Origin of the sequence: Campylobacter sp. RM12642 (assembly GCF_020137635.1) — a bacterium.
Lineage (GTDB): Bacteria > Campylobacterota > Campylobacteria > Campylobacterales > Campylobacteraceae > Campylobacter_E.
On record NZ_JACGAT010000028.1, the window covers coordinates 1 to 19,448 of the forward strand.

The following is a 19,448-nucleotide window of genomic DNA, read 5'->3' on the forward strand; positions in this document are numbered from 1 at the left end:
TAATACAAAATGGTACAGCTTGCCAAAGAATTAAAAACCATCTCGCTTATAAATTAGGTACATGTGCAATAAACACTAATAAAGTAAAATTAATTCTATTACCTTTAAAAATATTAATAATATATTTAAATCATATATTAGAAAATAAAAATTATATAAAACAACCTAAATTATATGAATACAATGATTATATAGATGCATCAAAGCTAAAGCAAACTTATGCTTATAAGTTAGGAGAATTATTAATACAATCATTTTCTAATTGGTATAAATTAAGCATATTTATATTGCCTTTAAAAATAAAACAATTAAAACAAGATTTTAAACCAAAACAAGTTAGGAAAGAATGATAGCTATAGATGAAATAATAAATATTGCTTTAAATGCTGGTAGATATGCGCTAGATATTTTTAATAATGATTTTAATATATATTATAAAAATGATAAAAGTCCATTAACTGAGGCTGATTTAGTTGTAAATGATTACATATGCAAATCACTTACAAAATACAACATACCGATTATCTCAGAGGAAAATAAAAATATACAATATAGTGTAAGAAAAAATTGGGAATACTGTTGGCTAATAGATCCTATTGATGGAACAAAAGAATTTATAAATAAAAACAAAGAATGGACAATAAATATAGCATTAATACATAACGGCCAACCTATTTTAGGAGTTGTATATGCACCTGCATTGAAATTATTATATAATGCACAACAAAATAAAGGTGCATATAAGAATAATGTAAAGTTACCATTAGAACTAAATAAAAATACTTATAAAATAGTAGCAAGCAAATCTCATTTAAACGATGAAACAAAATATTTTATTGATAATATAAAAACAAATCTAGATAAAGAATTTATATCAATAGGTAGTTCCTTAAAGCTATGTTTGGTAGCCTCAGGTGAAGCTGATTGTTATCCTAGATTAGCTCCTACAATGGAATGGGATACGGCAGCTGCACATATTATTGTAAGTGAATCTGGAAAAAATGTATATAATTACCATACTTTAAAACCTTTAAAGTACAATAAAGAGAATCTATTAAACCCGTATTTTGTTGCGAAATAGATATTTTAAAAATTTAAGGAGAGGATATGATAATATATTTATACATATCGAAATATTTAACATGAAAAACCTAATTGTGGATTTAGATGGGACAATAGCTATAAATTCTAATTGCAGCTATGAAAATAAACCAATCAATAAAGAGATGTTAAAAAAATTAATTGAATATAAAAAAATGGGATTTAAAATAATTATTAATACAAGCAGAAATATGAATACATACAAAGGAAATATAGGTAAAATCAATATTAATACTTTACCAAAAATCATAGAATGGCTCAATAAATATAATGTCCCATATGATGAAATAATTATTGGAAAACCTTGGTGTGGAGAAGAAGGATTTTATATAGATGATAAAGCTATTAGACCTAGTGAATTTATATCTAAAAGTTATGAAGAAATAAAAGAATTATTAAATACCCATTCTTCTAATATAGATATAGTGGGGGGGGGTATAAATGATTATCATAACCTCTGCTCGTTATGTAAATCCGGAACTAGAAACAGAATTTGGAAAAGTACCACCATCGTTTCTACCAATAGGCGGAAAAAAATTATATGAATACCAATCTTCATTATTTAAAAATATAAATGATAAAATTATACTAACTATACCAAAAAGTTACGAACTAAATAAATACGATAACCTAAAATTAAAAGAACTTAAAATAAATATTCTAAGACTAGATGAAAACTTAACATTAGGGCAATCATTATCTCAGGCAATTTGTTTAAATTTAACTAATACAAATTTAAAAAAAGGTTTAAAAATTTTACATGGTGATACATTTTTTAAAAATTTAAACTTTTTAGATAATAGTATAGGAGTATCAAGAAGCAATAATAATTATAATTGGACTTATCTACTTAAAGATACAAAGCCTATATTCCATATAAAAAATAATCAAGAATTGAATACTAAAGATATACTCAATGGTTTTTTTGAAGTTCAAAACATAAATTATTTTTTAAAATGCCTAATTGAATGCGATTATGATTTTAAACAAACACTATTAAATTATTCAAAAAAATATAATTTTAATTTAAACACAAATCAAACTTGGCTTGATTGTGGTATTGCGACAAATTATTTTAATACCAAAAAGACTATAACCACAGAAAGAGCATTTAATTCCTTAAAAATCATCAATGGTTATGTATGTAAAAGTTCTTCTATGGATAATAGGATAAAAGCAGAACAAAATTGGTTTGGCTCTTTACCAAAGGAATTGTCTTTATATATACCTCATTTTTATTTAGAAAATAATAAATACTATACAGAGTATCTTTATTTAAATACATTATCAGAGCTTTATGTTTTTGGAAAAATCAACAAAATTACTTGGGAAAGAATATTTTTAAGTTTAAAAAATTTTCTAACTATATTACATAGTCATAAAACAAAAGAAGCAGTTAGCTATGATTATAAATTCAAAACACAACAAAGATTAAAAGAATTCTCTAAAGAAGCTAACTTTAACATTGATAAAAACATTATTTTTAATCAAAAAATTAATACTAGTATAAATGAAATTATAAAGGACATTGATAGTAATCTTATAGAGCAAAAACAAAATAGTTTTATTCACGGAGACTTTTGTTTTAGCAATATTTTATATGATTTTAAATCTGCTTCTATAAAAACAATTGATCCTAGAGGAATGGATTTCAAAAACAACATAACACCATACGGAAATAGTTCGTATGATTATGCTAAGTTATTTCATTCAATTATTGGACTATATGATTTTATAATTGCAAAACACTATAAATTAAAATTTAAAAACACAAATGACAATTACATAATAGATTTTAGTTTATATAAAAATAAAAGTATTGATGAAATACAAAGTAAATTTTTAGAAATTTTTCAAAATACTTTTAATATAAAAGAGATTTATATTATAACAATTCATCTTTTTTTATCAATGCTTCCGCTTCACAGCGATGATTTAAAAAAACAATATGCCTTACTTGCAAACGCAATAAGATTATATATAGAATTTAAGGAATTATAATGACAATAATATTTCCAATGGCAGGACTTAGTAGTAGATTTTTTAAAGCAGGATATAAAATACCAAAATATATGCTTCTTATAAATAACAATACTTTATTTTATGAAGTAATAAGTGGCTTTAATAAGTATTTTAATGGCTGTAATTTTTTATTTATTTGTAAAAAAGATTATAGCACTAAAGATTTTATTATTAAAGAATGTAAAAAGTTAAATTTAAAAACTTATATGATTATTGAACTAGATTTTGATACTTTAGGTCAAGCGCATACCGTATACTTAGGTTTAGAAAAATCTAATATAAAAGATGATATTTTAATTTTTAATATAGATACAATTAGACCTAATTTTCAATTACCAAATGAAGAATTTTTAGCTAATTGTGATGGCTATTTAGAAGTTTTTGAAGCAGATGGAGATAATTGGTCGTTTATTCTACCTGGCACTGATAACTTAGTCTTAAAGACAACAGAAAAAGAACGCATATCATCTTTATGTAGTAGTGGGCTTTATTATTTTAAAAACTCAAACGATTTTATAACAATTTTTCAAACAATGTTAGCAAATAATGAAACTTCAAAAAATGAATATTATATAGCACCTATGTATAACTATCTTATAAAAGATAAAAAAGTAATTAAATACTACCAGATAAAACAAAACGAAATTATCCCCTGTGGAACACCTAATGAATATGAAATGATAATAAAAAAGGAACAAAATGTTAAATATTATAATTTATGCATATGAACTTAGTTCAATAATTAGCAAAGTAAAATATGAAAATACAAAACCTTGTATTAATATATCTAGTGAGGAAATAATAATTAAAATTATAAAAAATCTAGAAATTTCCAATGCTAAATACATTATAATTCTACAACAAAAATATGCCAATCAATTTAGAATAGCTTTAAAAAAAATACAAACAGAATTGAATGCAGAATTTATTCTAACTGATTCTATTGTAAAATACGCATACTGCACTACTTTAAAGATAAAAGATGATGATGAATTATTACTAGTAAATTCCAATCAAATAATTAATTTAAATCTCAATGATTTTATAGATAATGCAAAAAAACTTAGACTTGATGGTTCATTTATAACCATAAAAGATTTAAATAACAATTCAAGATTATCTTTAAATAAAATTAAAAATAAATTAGTAAATATTATTAGTCAAAAACAAATAATAAATGAAAATATAGATATAGATATTTACTATTTTAAAAATGCTAAGTATTTTACAAAAAATGCTATAGACATAATAAAAACAAATAATAAAATAAGTGATAAACTACTTATAATATCAATTTTTAATCATTTAATGAAAGAGAATAAAAATATTAAGAGCTATAAAATACAAAAAACTGAATATATAGCATTAAAAACATCTAAGGATTTAAATCAATATTTAAAACTTGATAGGTTTATTATTGAAAAATATATTAATAACTATGAATTTAATCTGCTAAATACATACATATTATCAAAACTATTAAATAAACAAGCAAGTTTTGATTTTTTAAAATATGCATTTTTAAGTGCACAATTTAAATTATTTTTTCAAATTTATAATATAATCAATAACACATCTTACATTCTTACTATTGATTGCTTAAAATCAGATGGCCTAGAATTATTAAAAGAATTTACAGCCAATAATAAAAAACAACTTAAAATTCTTAAAGAATATTTTGAATACTTTAGTAATTATTTTAATAATAGTATTAATATTGATAAGCAAAAAATAGAAATAGATTTTAATGACTTTATTATAATAGGTTGTTACATATTAAAAACAAGTAATAATAATTTAAAAGCAGAGTGTGTAAAAAATATTGTTCCTTTTTTAAAGAAGGCAAACACCTTATTTACTCAAGTTTTATCTATTGTATTAATAGAATATTTTATTTTAAGAAATGAAGAAGAAAAAGAAAAATTTTTTGGAGATGTAATTTCATATGGCAATTTTATAAATATATTATTGCAAGATAATTATCAAAAATCATATTTAAAATTTATACAATATAACGAATTAACAAGTAGATATTATACGCAAAAATATAAATATTTAAGAAAAAAACGTTATGCAGTATGTCTATATGGTATGTTAAGAGGTGATGGATGGACTAAAAGCATAGAAAAAATAATTGCTGATATTAGCAAATACTTCGAAGCTGATTTTTTCTTATTTGCTTGGGACGAATGTCAAATTTGGGCAAATTGTAGCCCTTGGATTAACTGGGCTAATAGATTTTTTATACCTCAAGTATTTCAAAAAATACCAAAGTGCATAGCTTCAACTAAAGATTTTAAGACTTTGCTACCATTAACATCTGAATGTTTTTTAAAAAACGATATAAAAAGAAAAATAACAAAAGAAGAAATTAATAACTTACTAATCAATAATCCAAAAATAAAACTAAGTAATTTTGAAAAACAACCAAATCATATAAAAAAACTATTTGTTGCAAATTTATATTATGGGCAACTGGCTAGTTTTAATTTGTTAAAAAAATATGAAAAGCAAAGCAATATTGAATACGATATAGTAATGCTTTGTCGCAATGACTTAGAAATAATTAATATAAACATGGATATTGTTAATCAGCTTAAAGTAGGAGAAATCTCAGATGAACAACAATATTATGGATTAGGAAGCACACATTTATTAGGACACAGAAGTGCTATTAATGAATATGTAAAATTTTATGAAGATTTTATGCATAATCATATTTGCAGTCAAGATTTTAATTATGGAAATCATCATAATTTATTAATGTACTCACAAATAAAAAAAATAAAATACAAGCCAAAAGCTTTAAAAGATAGTTTATTTTTTAGAAATATTATATTTAACTTAAAATTGCCCCATTTTAATAAATATCTAGAACAAGACTTAAATAATTCAAATATTAATATTGAAGAAAAAGAACAAATTAATTCTTTTTTTAAGCTATTAAGTAAATATTATGACTTTTCTTAGCAAATAACAATATTGGGTATAAAAACTTTATTAATATAAGGTTTTTATAATCTCATATGCATTACCACATATCATACCAAAACCATTTTTATTATAATTAAAATATCCTTGTGAATATGTATGGTTATAATATTCTTCTTCGCTAAATTGAAAATATATAATTTTCTTTTTAAGTAATGCAAAATCAAAAGCTATTGATGAATAATCCGTTATTAAAATACTAGCTTTGCATAAATATTCTTGAATATCAATATCTTGCATATTTACAACTTCTACAAAAGAAGACAATTTAAAATCATCTAAATATTCAAGCATTGCAAAATGTGGCATAAAAACTACTTTATATCCATTATTTTTACACAATTCTTCCAATTCTTTACCGGTTAAAAGTTCTTTATAATTTTGATAATATAAACTAGTATAAAATTTATCATTTTTCTTTCTTTTATATGTTTGTTTATCAATTTTATCTGCCAAATACTCTCTCCAAGTAGGAAAAATCAAAATCATCTTTTCTTGTTTAATCGCCCTACTTTTTTCTATAAGTTTTTCAAATCTAGGCATGCCAGTAAGCACAACTTCTTTTGAACTTAGCTTATAATCAGAATAATCACTAACAATAGAATTATATTCATCAGTTGTGCTTGTAATTATTAGCGAAATATCTTTAGAATTAAGCCAGTTTGATATATTATCCTTAGTTACTCCATGTTGTAAAAATATATAATCTTTATTAAATAAAGTATATTTACCAATACCTTTTAATAAATAATTATCAGTATGTGAGCTTATAATCTTTCTAGCTTTAAACAATTGTATTTTAAACCAAATTCCAGAACTAGATACTACATTAAAATTCTTGTTTTTTAATCTTATATAATCAGATGAGTTCTTGTCTATGACAAAGGCAATTTTTTGTTCTGGATGATTTTTTTGAATATATTCATAAAGATACTCTGCATTATCATTTGCTTTATACTTCCTATCAGCAAATAACCATAATTCATGTTTTTTATATCCTAAATGATATCGTATTTTTTGATATATAGCTTCATTTATTTGGATATTTTCACTAAAGCTTTTATTATTTATATATTCCATAAATTCAAAATTATCTGATTTTATCGTTGTATCATACTGAATACCCAATTGTAAAAAATACTTGATTTTATAATAACTTTTATCTTTTTTAACCAATTTTTGATTATCTAACACTACTTCTATATTTTTTATATACCCTACTTCTTTAAGATATATAATTTTCTTATAAATAACAAATTCATCTAATAAATTAATTTGTTGAATTTTAATCAAATCTATATTACGTTTTTTATTGTTTATAAAAATTTCTAGTTTATCTTCTTTTATAACAGAATAATAACTTATTCTTAAATATTTTTTTGTGTATTTTTCTAAAACACAAGCACTTGTATATTCTAAATAATTTTTATATTTTTTTAAAACTCCTAATAATAAATAATTGTTTCTTAATAAAAAAGAATTCTTAATCACATCAACATCTAAATATTCAAATATATCTATTAGTATATTTTCAAGATATTTTTTTTCTTCATTAGCTAAACTAATAACTTTTAAATAATTTTCAATTAGCTCCTTTATCATCCAATAAACATCATAAATAATAGTCTGCTGTATAAAATTAGGGATATACCCTAACTCATTTTGTGTATATTCAAGTAAAGCTAAGTATCCACGAGATGAAACATCTAAAAAATATCTTTTATCTTTTAATTTTTTATCAAGCGTAGAATTACCATCAACTCTTTTTCTATAAAAATATCTAGCATTTTCAATAAATATTGCATCTTTTTCTAAATTATCCAATAAATACTCATTTATAAATTTAGCATCTTCAAAACAAGGTTTTAAATCTTCATCAAATTTAAATTCTTTTATTAATTCAATTTTTATAATTGCACTAGCAGCTGAAAGTTGAATATTCTTACCCAAATCCTTAATTTTAATTGATTTTTTATTTTTATATTTATAATTTAGTGGGTGATTATCCTTATAAAAATTATCTTTTTCATGGTAAAAAATAATATTTGAACTTACCATTGCTAAATTATTGTTTTTTGATATTTCTATATCTATATTTTTAAAATAGTCTTTATCTAAAAAATCATCAGGGTCTGTAAAAGTTACCCAAGGAGTTTTAACGTATTTTAGTCCAAGATTTCTAGCACTTGCTTGTCCGCCATTTTCTTTATAAAGTAATATTATATTTTCAGGGTATAGTTTTTGATACCTTTTAATAATATTAGCTGAATTATCACTAGAACCATCATCTACCATTATTAATTGAATTGATTTTTCAAACCCTATACTTTGATTTATTATTGAAGTAAAAAAATCATCTAAATATTTTTCTACATTATAAACAGCTGAGACTATTGTGTAGGTTGAATATGATTTATAAGGTAGTTTAAATATTTGTTTTTTAAATAATTTAATTTTAAAATCATAAAAAAATTCATTTAAATGTGTAATTTTATATTTGTATGTCATAATAACCTTTAAAAATTTTTAATATTTTAGGATAAAAATGCAAATCAGTATAATTTCAACTGTGTGTTATAAAAATAAAAAACATTTCATATATAAAAGAGCATTAGAGTTAATTGAATATTTTAAAAATACAAACTATGAATTTATAATATCTGATGCTAGTAAAAATAAAATATTAAAATCTAACTACCCAAATATAAAAATTATACACACTAAATATCAAAATCCATTTTCTCCAGGAATCGCTAGAAACCAAGCAATAATACATTCTAGTAAAAAATATATATTATTTTACGATATTGATTTGTTAAATGATGATAATTTTTTTATTAAATTATCAAATAAAGTAAATCAAGAATTAGAAACTAATATAAAAAAATTTATTTTAATTCCATTTGTATATCTAACCAAAACAGGAACACAAGAATTTGAAACAAACAAAAATTTATCTATATTAAAAAATAGCTATTTAGAAGGTTCTAGAAAACTTATAGAAAATATAGGTCTTAATGGGGTTATTATGATTATTAACAAGGAGTATTTAAAAAATATAGGCTTATTTGATATAAATTTTCAAGGCCATGGTGGCGAAGACCTAGAATTAGTTCATAGATTAATTGCAAACAACCCTATCGCAAAAAAACCAAATGATTATTATATTAATGAAACTTCAAATATAGTTGCAAACCTAAAAGGTTTTAGAAAGTATATGGCGTACTATACACTTCCATTATTTTTTGAAGATTTAATATTAATTCATAGATGGCATGATAGACCATTATTTAATAAATTTTATTTCAAAAAATCAACTAACCAAGACTTACTTATAAAAAAAATGAAAGAGTATGATTATAAAAATAATAATGTTTGGAAAGATGAAAGAGAATTACCAGAATTTATAACCTATTTAAAACAATTATGTAAAAAATATAACATTGAAAATAGCATAGGTTTATATTCTTATGATAAAAAATATAATAAATATAGCTTAAAATCTAAATTAAGAAAATTAATTACTAGACCAAAAGATTTTTTTAAAGATATTAAATTAAGGAAAACAAAATGAAACACATATTTAGAGAATACGATATTAGGGGGATTTTTGGGACTGAGATTAGTCCTAGTTTTACTAAGGCTTTAGGTTTTGTAATAGGTAAAATTATACTTAGTAAAAACGCAAAAAGCGTAAGCGTAGGCTATGATGCAAGACTTAGTAATAAAGTCTTAAATAATGCTTTAATTTATGGGCTAAATCGTGCAGGAATTAAGGTTTATTCACTTGGACTTGTTCCTACTCCACTTGGGTATTTTAGCAATTATGCTTATGAAATTGATGCAAATATTATGATAACAGCATCACATAACCCTAAAGAATACAATGGCTTTAAAATCACTATAAATAAAGAAAGTTTTTTTGCAAAAGAGCTTAGTGATATTTATACTGAAGTTGCAAATCACATAAAAGATTTTGATGATAAGATTGAAAATGCCGAATATGAAGAATTAGATATTAAAACAAAATATATTGAGTTTTTGCAAAAAGAATTCGCTCATCTTAAAAACGCCAATATAAATCTAGCAATTGATACGGCTAGTGGTGCAGCTTGTGAAGTTGTAGCAAACATTTTAGATATTTTAAATATTAAATATGCTCACTATTTTAGTGAATTTGATGGTGAGTTTAAATCTCACGAGCCAGACCCAACAGAAGAAGAAAATCTATTTGCTATTAAAAATGAGCTTAATTTTAGCAATTTTTCTCATCATTGCCCTACTCCACTTTATAAAAATAACTATGTTAAAAATACTGCGACACTTGGCTTTGGTTTTGATGGAGATGCTGATAGAATTGTATGTGTTTTAAAAGATAAAATCATTAAAGGTGATGAGCTTTGCTATCTATTTGCAAATAATATTAAAAATCCTAAAATCCTTTGTGAAGTTAAATGCTCAAAAGTAATTTTTGATAAAATTAACGAGCTAGGAACTTGCTCAATGTGTAAAACAGGTCATTCAAATATCAAAAAAGCTATAAAAGAATTAAATGTAGATTTAGCAGCAGAACTTAGCGGACATGTATTTTTTAATGACAAATATTATGGATACGATGATGCGATTTATTCTATGCTAAGAATTATTGAGCTATATTTAAAAAATCCTAATTTTATTGATATTTTAAATAACTTACCTAAAGCATATTCAAGTAATGAAATAAAAATAAAAGTAAATGAAAGTGATAAATTTAATATAATAAATACTTATAAAGAAAAAATAAAATCTCTTAATCTAAATGCTAAGCTAATTGAAATTGATGGAGTGAGATTAGAATTTGAAAATGGATTTTCACTACTTCGCGCAAGTAATACTAGCCCTTATTTAGTAGCTAGATTTGAAAGTATTAGTGAAGATAAATTAAAAGAAATCAATGAATTTACCTTTAAACTTTTAGATGAAATAATTAAATATTAATTAGTTAATAAGTTTAGGTTAATATAACTAAAAAATTTTTAAAATACCCCCCCCCACGCTCAATATTACTAAATTGTGGGGGTAGTATTCTAAGTGAAAGAAAGTATGAATATAAATAGTTTAATAAGTAAATTTAATAATGAAAATATTTTATTTTTACAAGGACCTTTAGGGCCTTTTTTTAAGCGTTTTAGCAAATACCTTAATAAAAACAATAAAATATATAAAATTAATTTTACGGCGGGTGATTTTATATTTTATCCATCAAAATATAATTACAAAGGAAGCTTAAACAATCTTAAATCATACTTAGATAATTTTTATAAACTCAATAAAATCACTTGCATTATATTATTCGGCGATACTAGACCAATTCATGAAATAGCAATTAATTTAGCTAAAAAACTAAATATAAAAATATATGTATTTGAAGAAGGATATTTAAGGCCAAATTATATTACTTGCGAAATGACTGGCGTTAATGCAAACTCACTTATGAGTAAAAATAAAAATGATTATAAAAAACTAAATACTTATAAAGAAAACTCAAAACTATTTAAGTCAAGTTTTAAAATAATGGCTTTTTATGCCTTAATGTATTATACATTTAGCATTATATTTCAAGTATTTTATAATAACAAAAACTATCATAGACCACTAAATATAATGGAGCTTTTTAGATGGTTTAGACATTTTTATAGAAAAGCTAAATATTCAATTTTAGAAAAAAATGTAGATAATTTAGCTAAAAAATATTCCAAAAAATACTTTTTAGCAGTTCTTCAAGTGCATAACGATAGTCAAATAAAAAAGCATTTTAAAGACAAAGGTATGAAAAAATTCATAGTTAAAACCATAAAATCATTTGCTAAAAATAGAGCGAATAATAATGTTTTGATATTTAAACACCACCCATTAGATATTGCATATACTGATTATTCAAATATTATAAATGAACTTACCAAAAGACTTGGTATAAGTGATAAGGTGTTTTATATTCATCGTGGAAATATCCCAAATCTTTTAAAAAATGCTAAAGGCTGTATTTGTATAAATAGCACGGTGGGAATGCAAGCACTTTATCATAATTGCCCTACTATAGTATTGGGTAATGCAATTTATAATATAGATGGTTTAGTCTATAAAAATGACCTTGATAGCTTTTGGCAAAATGCTCATAATTTTGTAAGCAATTATAATTTATACTTGAAATTCCAAGGATATTTATTAAAAAACAATCAATATAATGCAAATTTTTACTTAAATTTCAAAGAATTTGAAATAGGAAATTAAATGTGGCATATAATAAACGCGCTTATTTTAAGAGAGCTTAAAACTAGATTTGGCAAAAACCCAACTTTAGGTTATGTATGGGTTATACTTGAACCTATGATGCATATTATATTTATGTTAATAATTTTTACATTAATTAGAAATACTATTTTACCACAAGTTCCTTTTAGCTTATTTTTGATATCTGGAATGATTCCATTTTTTATGTTTAGAAATATTGTTAATTTTATAATGAATGGAATTGAAGCTAATAAAAGTTTATTTACTTATAAACCAGTTCGCCCTATTCATGTATTTTTAGCTAGAGCTTTTCTTGAAGGTATTATATATTTTATAGCTTTTAATATACTAGTTTGCATAAATGGGTATTTAATTAATTACAATGTTCTTCCATATAATTTAATTTACTCGTTACTAATTTTTCTATGGATGGTAATAATAGCATTTTCGTTAGGATTACTATTTGCTGTAATATTTAACGGAAAAGATATTATAAAAAATATTGTTAACTACCTTTTGACAATTATGTATTTTAGCTCAGCAATAATATTCCCTTTATGGGTTTTACCTAATCAAATAATTACCATTCTAGCTTATAACCCAATCTTGCATATAATTGAACTTTTTAAAGAAAATTATTTTGAAACTTATCCTATAGTAACTCAAATTAATATTGAATACCCTTTAATTTGCACTTTAATTTTATTATTTTTTAGTCTTGGCTTATATTATAAAAAAAGAGTGGAGCTTGGCACTGCATGATTAGACTTGAAAATATCACAAAATACTTTGTATTAAACAACAAAAAAAAGCATTATATTTTTAAGGATTTAAATTTTACTTTTCCTGATAATTGCTCAATCGGTCTAATGGGAAAAAATGGTGCAGGAAAATCTACAATGCTAAGAATTTTAGGCGGACTTGATATTCCTAATCGTGGTAAGGTAATAATTGATAAGAGTATTTCTTGGCCTGTTGGATTTGCAGGTGGATTTCAAGGAAGCTTAAGTGCTAGAGATAATATCAAATTCATAGCTAGAATCTACGGATATAGTGGAGAAGCTTTAAAAGAAAAAATAGAATATGTAAAAGAATTTGCTGAACTTGGAGATTATTTTGATGAACCTATTAGAAGCTATTCATCAGGTATGAGAAGTAGAATTTCATTTGGTCTTAGTATGGCTTTTGATTTTGATTATTATCTAATAGATGAAGCAGGAGCAGTTGGCGATAAATCATTCAAGCAGAAAAGCAGAAAAGTATATGAAGAAAAATTATCAAAATCAAAGGTAATTATGGTTTCACACGATATTAACGAAATAAAAACTTGGTGTGATAAAATAGTTTTTTTAGACAATGGAATAGCCACAATCTACGATGATGTAGATGAAGGAATTAATAAATATAAAGAAAGTTGCTAATGAAAAAAAAGATTATAAAATTTATAACAAGCTTTAAAATTATTATAGTTTTAAGCTTAATTTCACTGATTTATTTTGCTTTTATAGCAAGTTCAAGATATGAAAGCACAGCAATAATTGGAGTAAAATCTACAAGCACTACTACTGATACATCTAGCCTAATACCAATAATAGGACTTACAAGTTCATCTAAAGAAGATTTAATGTATCTTAAAGAATATATAAACTCATACGATATGCTAGCAATTTTGCAAAAAGATATAAATATCAAAGCTATGTATGAAGGAAAAATTGATTATGAATTATTTTTGAAAAATCTTGATGTAAAAGAAGATTTTTTAAAATATTATCAAAGTAGAATAAAGGTAGTTTATGATGATATTACCGGACTTTTAAGTATTAAAATTAACGCATTTTCTCCAGAAGATTCTAAAAAAATAGCCGATACGATACTTAAGGAAAGTGAAAATTTCATAAACGAAATATCACATAAAATCGCAAGAGAACAAATGAGTTTTGCAAAAGAAGAATTAGAAAAAGCTAGTTTAGAACTAAGTAAAGCCCAAGATGAAATAAATAAATTTCAAAATACAAATTCCATGCTAGACCCTGTAAGTCAAGCAAAAACCCAATCAGCTATAAAAACACAAATAGAAGAAAAAATAATAGCAAAAGAAGTAGAACTTGCCACGTTAAATAGTTACTTAAACTCAAATACTCCGCAAGTAAAAGCATTAAAATCAGAATTAGACGCACTAAAATCTCAATTAAAAAAAGAAGCTAATAAATTAACTTCAAAAGATAAAAATGACAAATTAAATTATTTAGCAATTGATTTTAGCAATCTTAGTTTTAAATTAAAATTCGCTGAAGATGCTTATAAATTAGCTCTAGCATCTTATGAAAAATCAAGACTAGAAGCTAATAAAAAGTTAAAACAAGTTATTATAATTTCTTCGCCGGTTTTATCAGAAATTGCAATATATCCAAATGTAATTTATGATGTATTCTCAGTATTTTTTATATTAACATTAGTTTTTGGAATTATTAAATTTACATATTCAATAATAGAGGAGCATAGATATTAATGAAAAAAATATTTTATATATTAGTATTTTCAATATTAGCATTTGCAGTTGATGTAGCAAATATAGCAGTAAATAATACTCAAGAAGAAATATCACAACAAGTGAATAATAAAACATTTGGAGCACACCTATTCTCAGGTAATTTTAAGCAATTTAGCAAACATATTTATAATCCAGATTATAAAATCGCAATAGGAGATATAATAAATATTAAGCTTTGGGGTGCAGTAGAATTACAACAAAAATCAAGCGTTGATTCTCAAGGAAATATATTTATTCCACAAGTTGGAGTTATTCATTTGTTAGGAGTTAGCAATAAAGATTTAGTAAATATTATTCAAAATAAAGTAAGAAATACTTATAAATCAAATGTATATTCATACGCAGATATGGATACTTACCAAAATATTTCAGTATTTGTTACGGGAAATGTAAATAAACCAGGGCTTTATGAAGGGCTTAGCTCGGATTCTTTAATTCAATACATTGATAAAGCAGGTGGAATAAATCTTGAATATGGAAGCTTTAGAAATATTCAAATTCTAAGAAATAATCAACTAATCAAACAAATAGACTTGTATGATTTTTTATTAAATGGCAAATTAGATTATTCTATGTTTAAAAATGGTGATGTAATTTTAGTAAAACAAATCAATGGCTATGCAAGTGCTAGTGGTGATGTATTAAAGCCTTATAGATTTGAATTAGGAGAGAATTTAAAAACATTAAATGATTTAGCTATTTTATCTAATGCAAAACCAACTGCAACAAATGCAATCATAAAAAGTTATGATGAAAATAACAAACTCCGTATAAATGCTTATAAAAAAAGTGAATTTGAAAATGTATATATTAATAATGCCGATGAAGTGGAATTTAGACCAGATTACACAGCAGATAAAATAAACATAAAAATTGAAGGCGAACACAATAGCTTACATTCATTAGTTTTAGATAAAGGAACTACATTACAAGAAGCTCTTAGTTTATTAAATATGAATGATTTATCTAATAAACAAGCAGTGCAAGTGTATAGAAAAAGCGTAGCAGCTCTTCAAAAAAAATTAATTGAAGCCCAACTAAAAGAGTTAGAAACCTTAGCGCTAACCACAACTTCAGCTACTTCAGAAGAAGCAAAAATTAGAGATAATTGGGGAACTAATATTTTAAAGTTTATTGAAAGAGCTAGAGCAATTGAGCCTAAAGGGCAAATCGTAATTGATGATGAAAAATTATATTCTTCAATTGTTCTTGAAAATGATGATATTATTAATATACCTAGCAAAAATAATTTAGTTGTAATTCAAGGAGAAGTTGCTCTTCCTGGTGCATTTATTCATCAAGATAAATTAAAAATAAAAGATTATATTAAAATGGCTGGGGATTTAAATACTAGAGCTGATAAAAAAAGAATTTTATTAATACACGCTAATGGAAAAGCAGATAAAATAAGCTTAGGAACTTTTAGCAGTGATAAAAATGCTAAAGTTTATGAAGGAGATTCAGTATTAGTATTACCTAAAATTGAAACTTACAACCTTCAAGTAACCGGTGTAATAACTCAGATTTTATACCAAATTGCAGTAGCAACTAAAGTAATTTTAGATATTTAATTTTATGAAAGGAAACACTATGAAAAAATTATTTTTAATTATAGGAGCACCTGGTAGCGGTAAAACTACTGATGCTAGCATAATTGCTAAAAACGAAAACTACACACACTATTCAACAGGCGATTTATTAAGAGCTGAAGTTGCAAGTGGAAGCGAATTAGGAAAACAAATAAACGAGCTTATCTCAAAAGGAAATCTAGTGCCTTTACAAATAGTTGTAAATACAATTATGAGCGCACTTAAAAAAGCTCCAAGTGATGTTATATTAATAGATGGTTACCCAAGAAGCGTTGAACAAATGCACGCACTTGATAGCGAATTAGCTAAATCAAACGAAGTAAATCTTAGTGCTGTTATTGAAGTATTTGTAAGCGAACAAGTAGCAAAAGATAGAGTTTTAGGTCGTGCTAGGGGTGCTGATGATAATGAAGAAGTATTTAATAATCGTATGAAAGTATATACCGAGCCTTTAGCTGATATTTTAGATTTTTATAAAGCAAAAAATCTACATATACAAATCAACGGCGAACGCACAATTGAAGAAATTGTTGCAAATATGAGTGAAGAAATTAAGAAAAAAATCTAATCAAGGAGAAAAAAAATGGATATTACAAAAATTAAAAGTGGAAATGCAGAGAAATTAAATGCAGTTATAGAAATTCCTTATGGCTCAAATATTAAATATGAGCTAGATAAAGATAGTGGGGCAATCATGGTTGATAGAGTTATGTATTCGGCTATGTTTTACCCAGCAAATTATGGTTTCGTGCCAAATACACTTGCAGCTGATGGTGATCCTGTTGATGTGCTTGTATTAAATGAATACCCAGTTCAAGCAGGTGCTGTTATTCCTTGCCGTTTAATTGGTGTTTTAATTATGGAAGATGAAAGCGGTATGGATGAAAAATTACTTGCAGTTCCTGTTAGCAAAATTGATCCAAGCTATGATAATATCAAATCTTTAGAAGACCTAGCACCACACAAACTTGCAAAAATCAAAAACTTTTTTGAAACATACAAAGCATTAGAAAAAGGTAAATGGGTAAAAGTTCAAGATTTTAAAGGCATAGCTGAAGCTACAAAAATACTTGAAGAATCAATCAAAAACTATAAATAATGTTAGCAGTCTTTAAAGACTGCTTTTAGATTAATTTTATCAAATGTTCTTATTTCTTATAAAAATTATAAATCATAATAATCTAATTTAAAATATACGAAATCTCATTAATAACACATAAGCAAAAATATTATTATGCTTAATTTTGTAAGTGAATACTGATTTTGTTGCTAGTATTATTTACAAATGCGTATATTTTAAATCATTTTGTATCTTATTAATTTCTTTATAAAATTATTCATTTTAATATTAATACTCATTAAAAATCATAGAATTTAACTATATTTTAAGTTATAATTAAAGATATTTTTAGAATTTGATTTATTTTAGAAATTAACTTAAAACTGCGTTGTATTAGAATTGCAAGGAATTTTATAAAGTATATTTTTTTTAACTTTATTTTAACACTAGCTAAAACCTTAAAGCATATTCAAAATCATAAAAATACTCATTTATAGGATTTATATTATATATTTTGTAAAGTTTCATAAAAAATATATATGTTATAAGTGGCATGGTTTTATATATTAATTTTCAAGCTTTAAAACTCTATTATACAAAGCTTTAAGTGATTTTTACAATCAAATATTTTAAAAATTTTGCTATGTATAACATACACCTACTATAAATATACTTATAACAACCAATAAAAATATAAAATATTTAGCTTGAATGCTTAAAAAAATAATAATTAAATTAAAAATTCTAATAATTTTGAAGATTATAAAAAGATAAAAGCTTGAGCTAGTTGTTACTAGCTCAAGTTATATATTAAGAGTGGTGGTTTATATTATTAAATTCATCTAAATGTGTTAAGTCTTTAGAAGCCGCATCAAATGCAACTGAACCTAGTTTTAGATTAATATAACCTTCTTGAACTTGTACTGGTTGAGCTATAGTTTCATTAAAGATATCTTTTTGAGTATCTAAAATATCTCCAACATTTACTTTAGTTTCGTCTTTAGCTTCAACTTTTTCTTCTTTAATAGTTGGAATACTAATTCCAGCATCATCTCCTAAAATTGCACTTGGGTTAAGGTTAATAAAGTTACCAGCGTTAATTTCAAAAGTATGACTAATTGCTGGTTCGCCAACTGGTTTGCACGCTACACAATCAAATACTTCATAATGATATGAGTTGCCTTTTTCACCTGTTAAGCCGATTTCAAATTTACCGCTATCCCAAATTGTAATATTTGTCCAGCTTTCAACCTTACCTGTAGCATCATTAACTAGATTTACTATTAATTCTGAACCTGGTTTTGCAGTTCCTGTAATAACTGGGCTTACGCTATCAGTTACATAACCATTAATTTTTTCAATAGCACTATTGCTATTTGCTTGATAGTAAATACCTTCATTGATTGTAATATGATTATTACTTACAACAACTTCACTTGGAACAACCACATCTACATTAGCATTGTTATCATTAGCTACTTCATCTTTAGCTGTATTTAGGTCAATTGTGAATGTAAATTCTTTAACAAGACCTGTTTTTAAGCTTGATAAATATACTTTATATGTTCCAACTTCCCAACCACTACCATCTACTCTGTTTGTTAAATCAGGAGTATATTTGAATGTTCCATCTGGTGCAGCTTGGAATTCTTTCATAATTAATTCATCTTGTCCTGTTGCATTATTAGCTTTTACAAATCCTAATACTATTGTATCATTAGCAACTGATTTACCAACAAATGTTGGAGTAGTATCAAATGTTCTACCACCATTTGGAATTTCAGTTAAGTTGTTGAAATATCCACCTTCATCACCTTGTAATACTTTAAAGTTAAATACATTGTTATCTTGGCTATTACTATCC

The 19,448-nt window shown here is 24.4% G+C and carries 16 protein-coding genes and 1 pseudogene; 15 read left to right on the top strand and 2 right to left on the bottom strand.

Annotation, left to right across the window (positions count from 1 at the left end):
- The 6 genes and pseudogenes from AVBRAN12642_RS08385 to AVBRAN12642_RS08410 all read left to right on the top strand — a co-directional run.
- Positions 1 to 350: pseudogene (locus AVBRAN12642_RS08385) on the top strand (alpha-2,3-sialyltransferase); the annotation flags it as partial.
- On the top strand, positions 347 to 1,081 hold the full coding sequence (cysQ, locus tag AVBRAN12642_RS08390) for a 3'(2'),5'-bisphosphate nucleotidase CysQ (RefSeq protein WP_336608209.1): 735 nt from the start codon (positions 347 to 349) through the stop codon (positions 1,079 to 1,081). The pseudogene AVBRAN12642_RS08385 and the gene cysQ, both read left to right, overlap by 4 nt.
- 61 nt (positions 1,082 to 1,142) lie before the next feature.
- The gene (locus tag AVBRAN12642_RS08395; RefSeq protein WP_336607706.1) at positions 1,143 to 1,646 is read left to right on the top strand and encodes a capsular biosynthesis protein; all 504 of its coding nucleotides are present in this window, start codon (positions 1,143 to 1,145) and stop codon (positions 1,644 to 1,646) included.
- On the top strand, positions 1,543 to 3,102 hold the full coding sequence (locus tag AVBRAN12642_RS08400) for a capsular biosynthesis protein (protein ID WP_336607705.1): 1,560 nt from the start codon (positions 1,543 to 1,545) through the stop codon (positions 3,100 to 3,102). Before AVBRAN12642_RS08395 ends, AVBRAN12642_RS08400 begins: the two co-directional genes overlap by 104 nt.
- Positions 3,102 to 3,851 (top strand): glycosyltransferase family 2 protein, encoded by a 750-nt coding sequence (locus AVBRAN12642_RS08405; protein ID WP_336608210.1) that lies wholly within the window; start codon positions 3,102 to 3,104, stop codon positions 3,849 to 3,851. The genes AVBRAN12642_RS08400 and AVBRAN12642_RS08405 overlap by 1 nt, the downstream gene beginning before the upstream one ends.
- The gene (locus AVBRAN12642_RS08410; protein ID WP_336607703.1) at positions 3,823 to 6,093 is read left to right on the top strand and encodes a hypothetical protein; all 2,271 of its coding nucleotides are present in this window, start codon (positions 3,823 to 3,825) and stop codon (positions 6,091 to 6,093) included. Before AVBRAN12642_RS08405 ends, AVBRAN12642_RS08410 begins: the two co-directional genes overlap by 29 nt.
- A gap of 30 nt (positions 6,094 to 6,123) precedes the next feature.
- On the opposite strand, the gene AVBRAN12642_RS08415 is transcribed toward AVBRAN12642_RS08410, so the two are convergent.
- A complete protein-coding gene (locus tag AVBRAN12642_RS08415; RefSeq protein WP_336608211.1) occupies positions 6,124 to 8,622 on the bottom strand; it encodes a bifunctional glycosyltransferase/CDP-glycerol:glycerophosphate glycerophosphotransferase in 2,499 nt (832 codons plus the stop codon).
- Positions 8,623 to 8,659: 37 nt separating this feature from the next.
- Here AVBRAN12642_RS08415 and AVBRAN12642_RS08420 point away from each other — a divergent pair, with 37 nt between their 5' ends.
- The 9 genes from AVBRAN12642_RS08420 to ppa all read left to right on the top strand — a co-directional run bounded on the left by AVBRAN12642_RS08420 (position 8,660) and on the right by ppa (position 17,623).
- Positions 8,660 to 9,688: a glycosyltransferase gene (locus AVBRAN12642_RS08420; RefSeq protein ID WP_239802666.1), complete on the top strand. Its 1,029-nt coding sequence runs from the start codon at positions 8,660 to 8,662 to the stop codon at positions 9,686 to 9,688.
- Entirely contained in the window at positions 9,685 to 11,091 is a 1,407-nt protein-coding gene (locus AVBRAN12642_RS08425) for a phosphomannomutase/phosphoglucomutase (protein WP_336607701.1), read from the top strand. Before AVBRAN12642_RS08420 ends, AVBRAN12642_RS08425 begins: the two co-directional genes overlap by 4 nt.
- 93 nt (positions 11,092 to 11,184) lie before the next feature.
- A complete protein-coding gene (locus AVBRAN12642_RS08430) occupies positions 11,185 to 12,384 on the top strand; it encodes a capsular biosynthesis protein (RefSeq protein ID WP_336608212.1) in 1,200 nt (399 codons plus the stop codon).
- Complete coding sequence (gene kpsM / locus AVBRAN12642_RS08435; RefSeq protein ID WP_336607726.1) at positions 12,385 to 13,146, top strand: capsule polysaccharide transporter KpsM; 762 nt, start codon at positions 12,385 to 12,387, stop codon at positions 13,144 to 13,146.
- A complete protein-coding gene (locus AVBRAN12642_RS08440) occupies positions 13,143 to 13,805 on the top strand; it encodes an ABC transporter ATP-binding protein (protein WP_214120545.1) in 663 nt (220 codons plus the stop codon). Before kpsM ends, AVBRAN12642_RS08440 begins: the two co-directional genes overlap by 4 nt.
- On the top strand, positions 13,805 to 14,893 hold the full coding sequence (locus AVBRAN12642_RS08445) for a capsule biosynthesis protein (RefSeq protein WP_214118964.1): 1,089 nt from the start codon (positions 13,805 to 13,807) through the stop codon (positions 14,891 to 14,893). The genes AVBRAN12642_RS08440 and AVBRAN12642_RS08445 overlap by 1 nt, the downstream gene beginning before the upstream one ends.
- Positions 14,893 to 16,506, top strand: coding sequence for a polysaccharide biosynthesis/export family protein (locus tag AVBRAN12642_RS08450; protein WP_336607725.1), 1,614 nt, complete (start codon positions 14,893 to 14,895; stop codon positions 16,504 to 16,506). Before AVBRAN12642_RS08445 ends, AVBRAN12642_RS08450 begins: the two co-directional genes overlap by 1 nt.
- 19 nt (positions 16,507 to 16,525) lie before the next feature.
- On the top strand, positions 16,526 to 17,092 hold the full coding sequence (locus AVBRAN12642_RS08455; protein WP_336607724.1) for an adenylate kinase: 567 nt from the start codon (positions 16,526 to 16,528) through the stop codon (positions 17,090 to 17,092).
- Between the two features lie 15 nt (positions 17,093 to 17,107).
- A complete protein-coding gene (gene ppa / locus AVBRAN12642_RS08460; protein WP_214118956.1) occupies positions 17,108 to 17,623 on the top strand; it encodes an inorganic diphosphatase in 516 nt (171 codons plus the stop codon).
- 771 nt (positions 17,624 to 18,394) lie between these two features.
- Here the strand turns inward: ppa and AVBRAN12642_RS08465 are convergent.
- On the bottom strand, positions 18,395 to 19,448 hold a 1,054-nt coding region (locus tag AVBRAN12642_RS08465), incomplete at its 5' end, for a hypothetical protein (RefSeq protein WP_336608213.1).

Excerpts from the sequence above, each read along its gene's own strand:
- AVBRAN12642_RS08445 (WP_214118964.1), top strand. The coding sequence starts at position 13,805 with ATGAAAAAAAAGATTATAAAATTTATAACAAGCTTTAAAATTATTATA.
- cysQ (WP_336608209.1), top strand. The coding sequence starts at position 347 with ATGATAGCTATAGATGAAATAATAAATATTGCTTTAAATGCTGGTAGA.
- AVBRAN12642_RS08450 (WP_336607725.1), top strand. The coding sequence starts at position 14,893 with ATGAAAAAAATATTTTATATATTAGTATTTTCAATATTAGCATTTGCA.
- AVBRAN12642_RS08425 (WP_336607701.1), top strand. The coding sequence starts at position 9,685 with ATGAAACACATATTTAGAGAATACGATATTAGGGGGATTTTTGGGACT.
- AVBRAN12642_RS08415 (WP_336608211.1), bottom strand. The coding sequence starts at position 8,622 with ATGACATACAAATATAAAATTACACATTTAAATGAATTTTTTTATGAT.
- AVBRAN12642_RS08420 (WP_239802666.1), top strand. The coding sequence starts at position 8,660 with ATGCAAATCAGTATAATTTCAACTGTGTGTTATAAAAATAAAAAACAT.
- kpsM (WP_336607726.1), top strand. The coding sequence starts at position 12,385 with ATGTGGCATATAATAAACGCGCTTATTTTAAGAGAGCTTAAAACTAGA.
- AVBRAN12642_RS08410 (WP_336607703.1), top strand. The coding sequence starts at position 3,823 with ATGTTAAATATTATAATTTATGCATATGAACTTAGTTCAATAATTAGC.
- AVBRAN12642_RS08455 (WP_336607724.1), top strand. The coding sequence starts at position 16,526 with ATGAAAAAATTATTTTTAATTATAGGAGCACCTGGTAGCGGTAAAACT.
- AVBRAN12642_RS08400 (WP_336607705.1), top strand. The coding sequence starts at position 1,543 with ATGATTATCATAACCTCTGCTCGTTATGTAAATCCGGAACTAGAAACA.
- ppa (WP_214118956.1), top strand. The coding sequence starts at position 17,108 with ATGGATATTACAAAAATTAAAAGTGGAAATGCAGAGAAATTAAATGCA.
- AVBRAN12642_RS08405 (WP_336608210.1), top strand. The coding sequence starts at position 3,102 with ATGACAATAATATTTCCAATGGCAGGACTTAGTAGTAGATTTTTTAAA.
- AVBRAN12642_RS08440 (WP_214120545.1), top strand. The coding sequence starts at position 13,143 with ATGATTAGACTTGAAAATATCACAAAATACTTTGTATTAAACAACAAA.
- AVBRAN12642_RS08395 (WP_336607706.1), top strand. The coding sequence starts at position 1,143 with ATGAAAAACCTAATTGTGGATTTAGATGGGACAATAGCTATAAATTCT.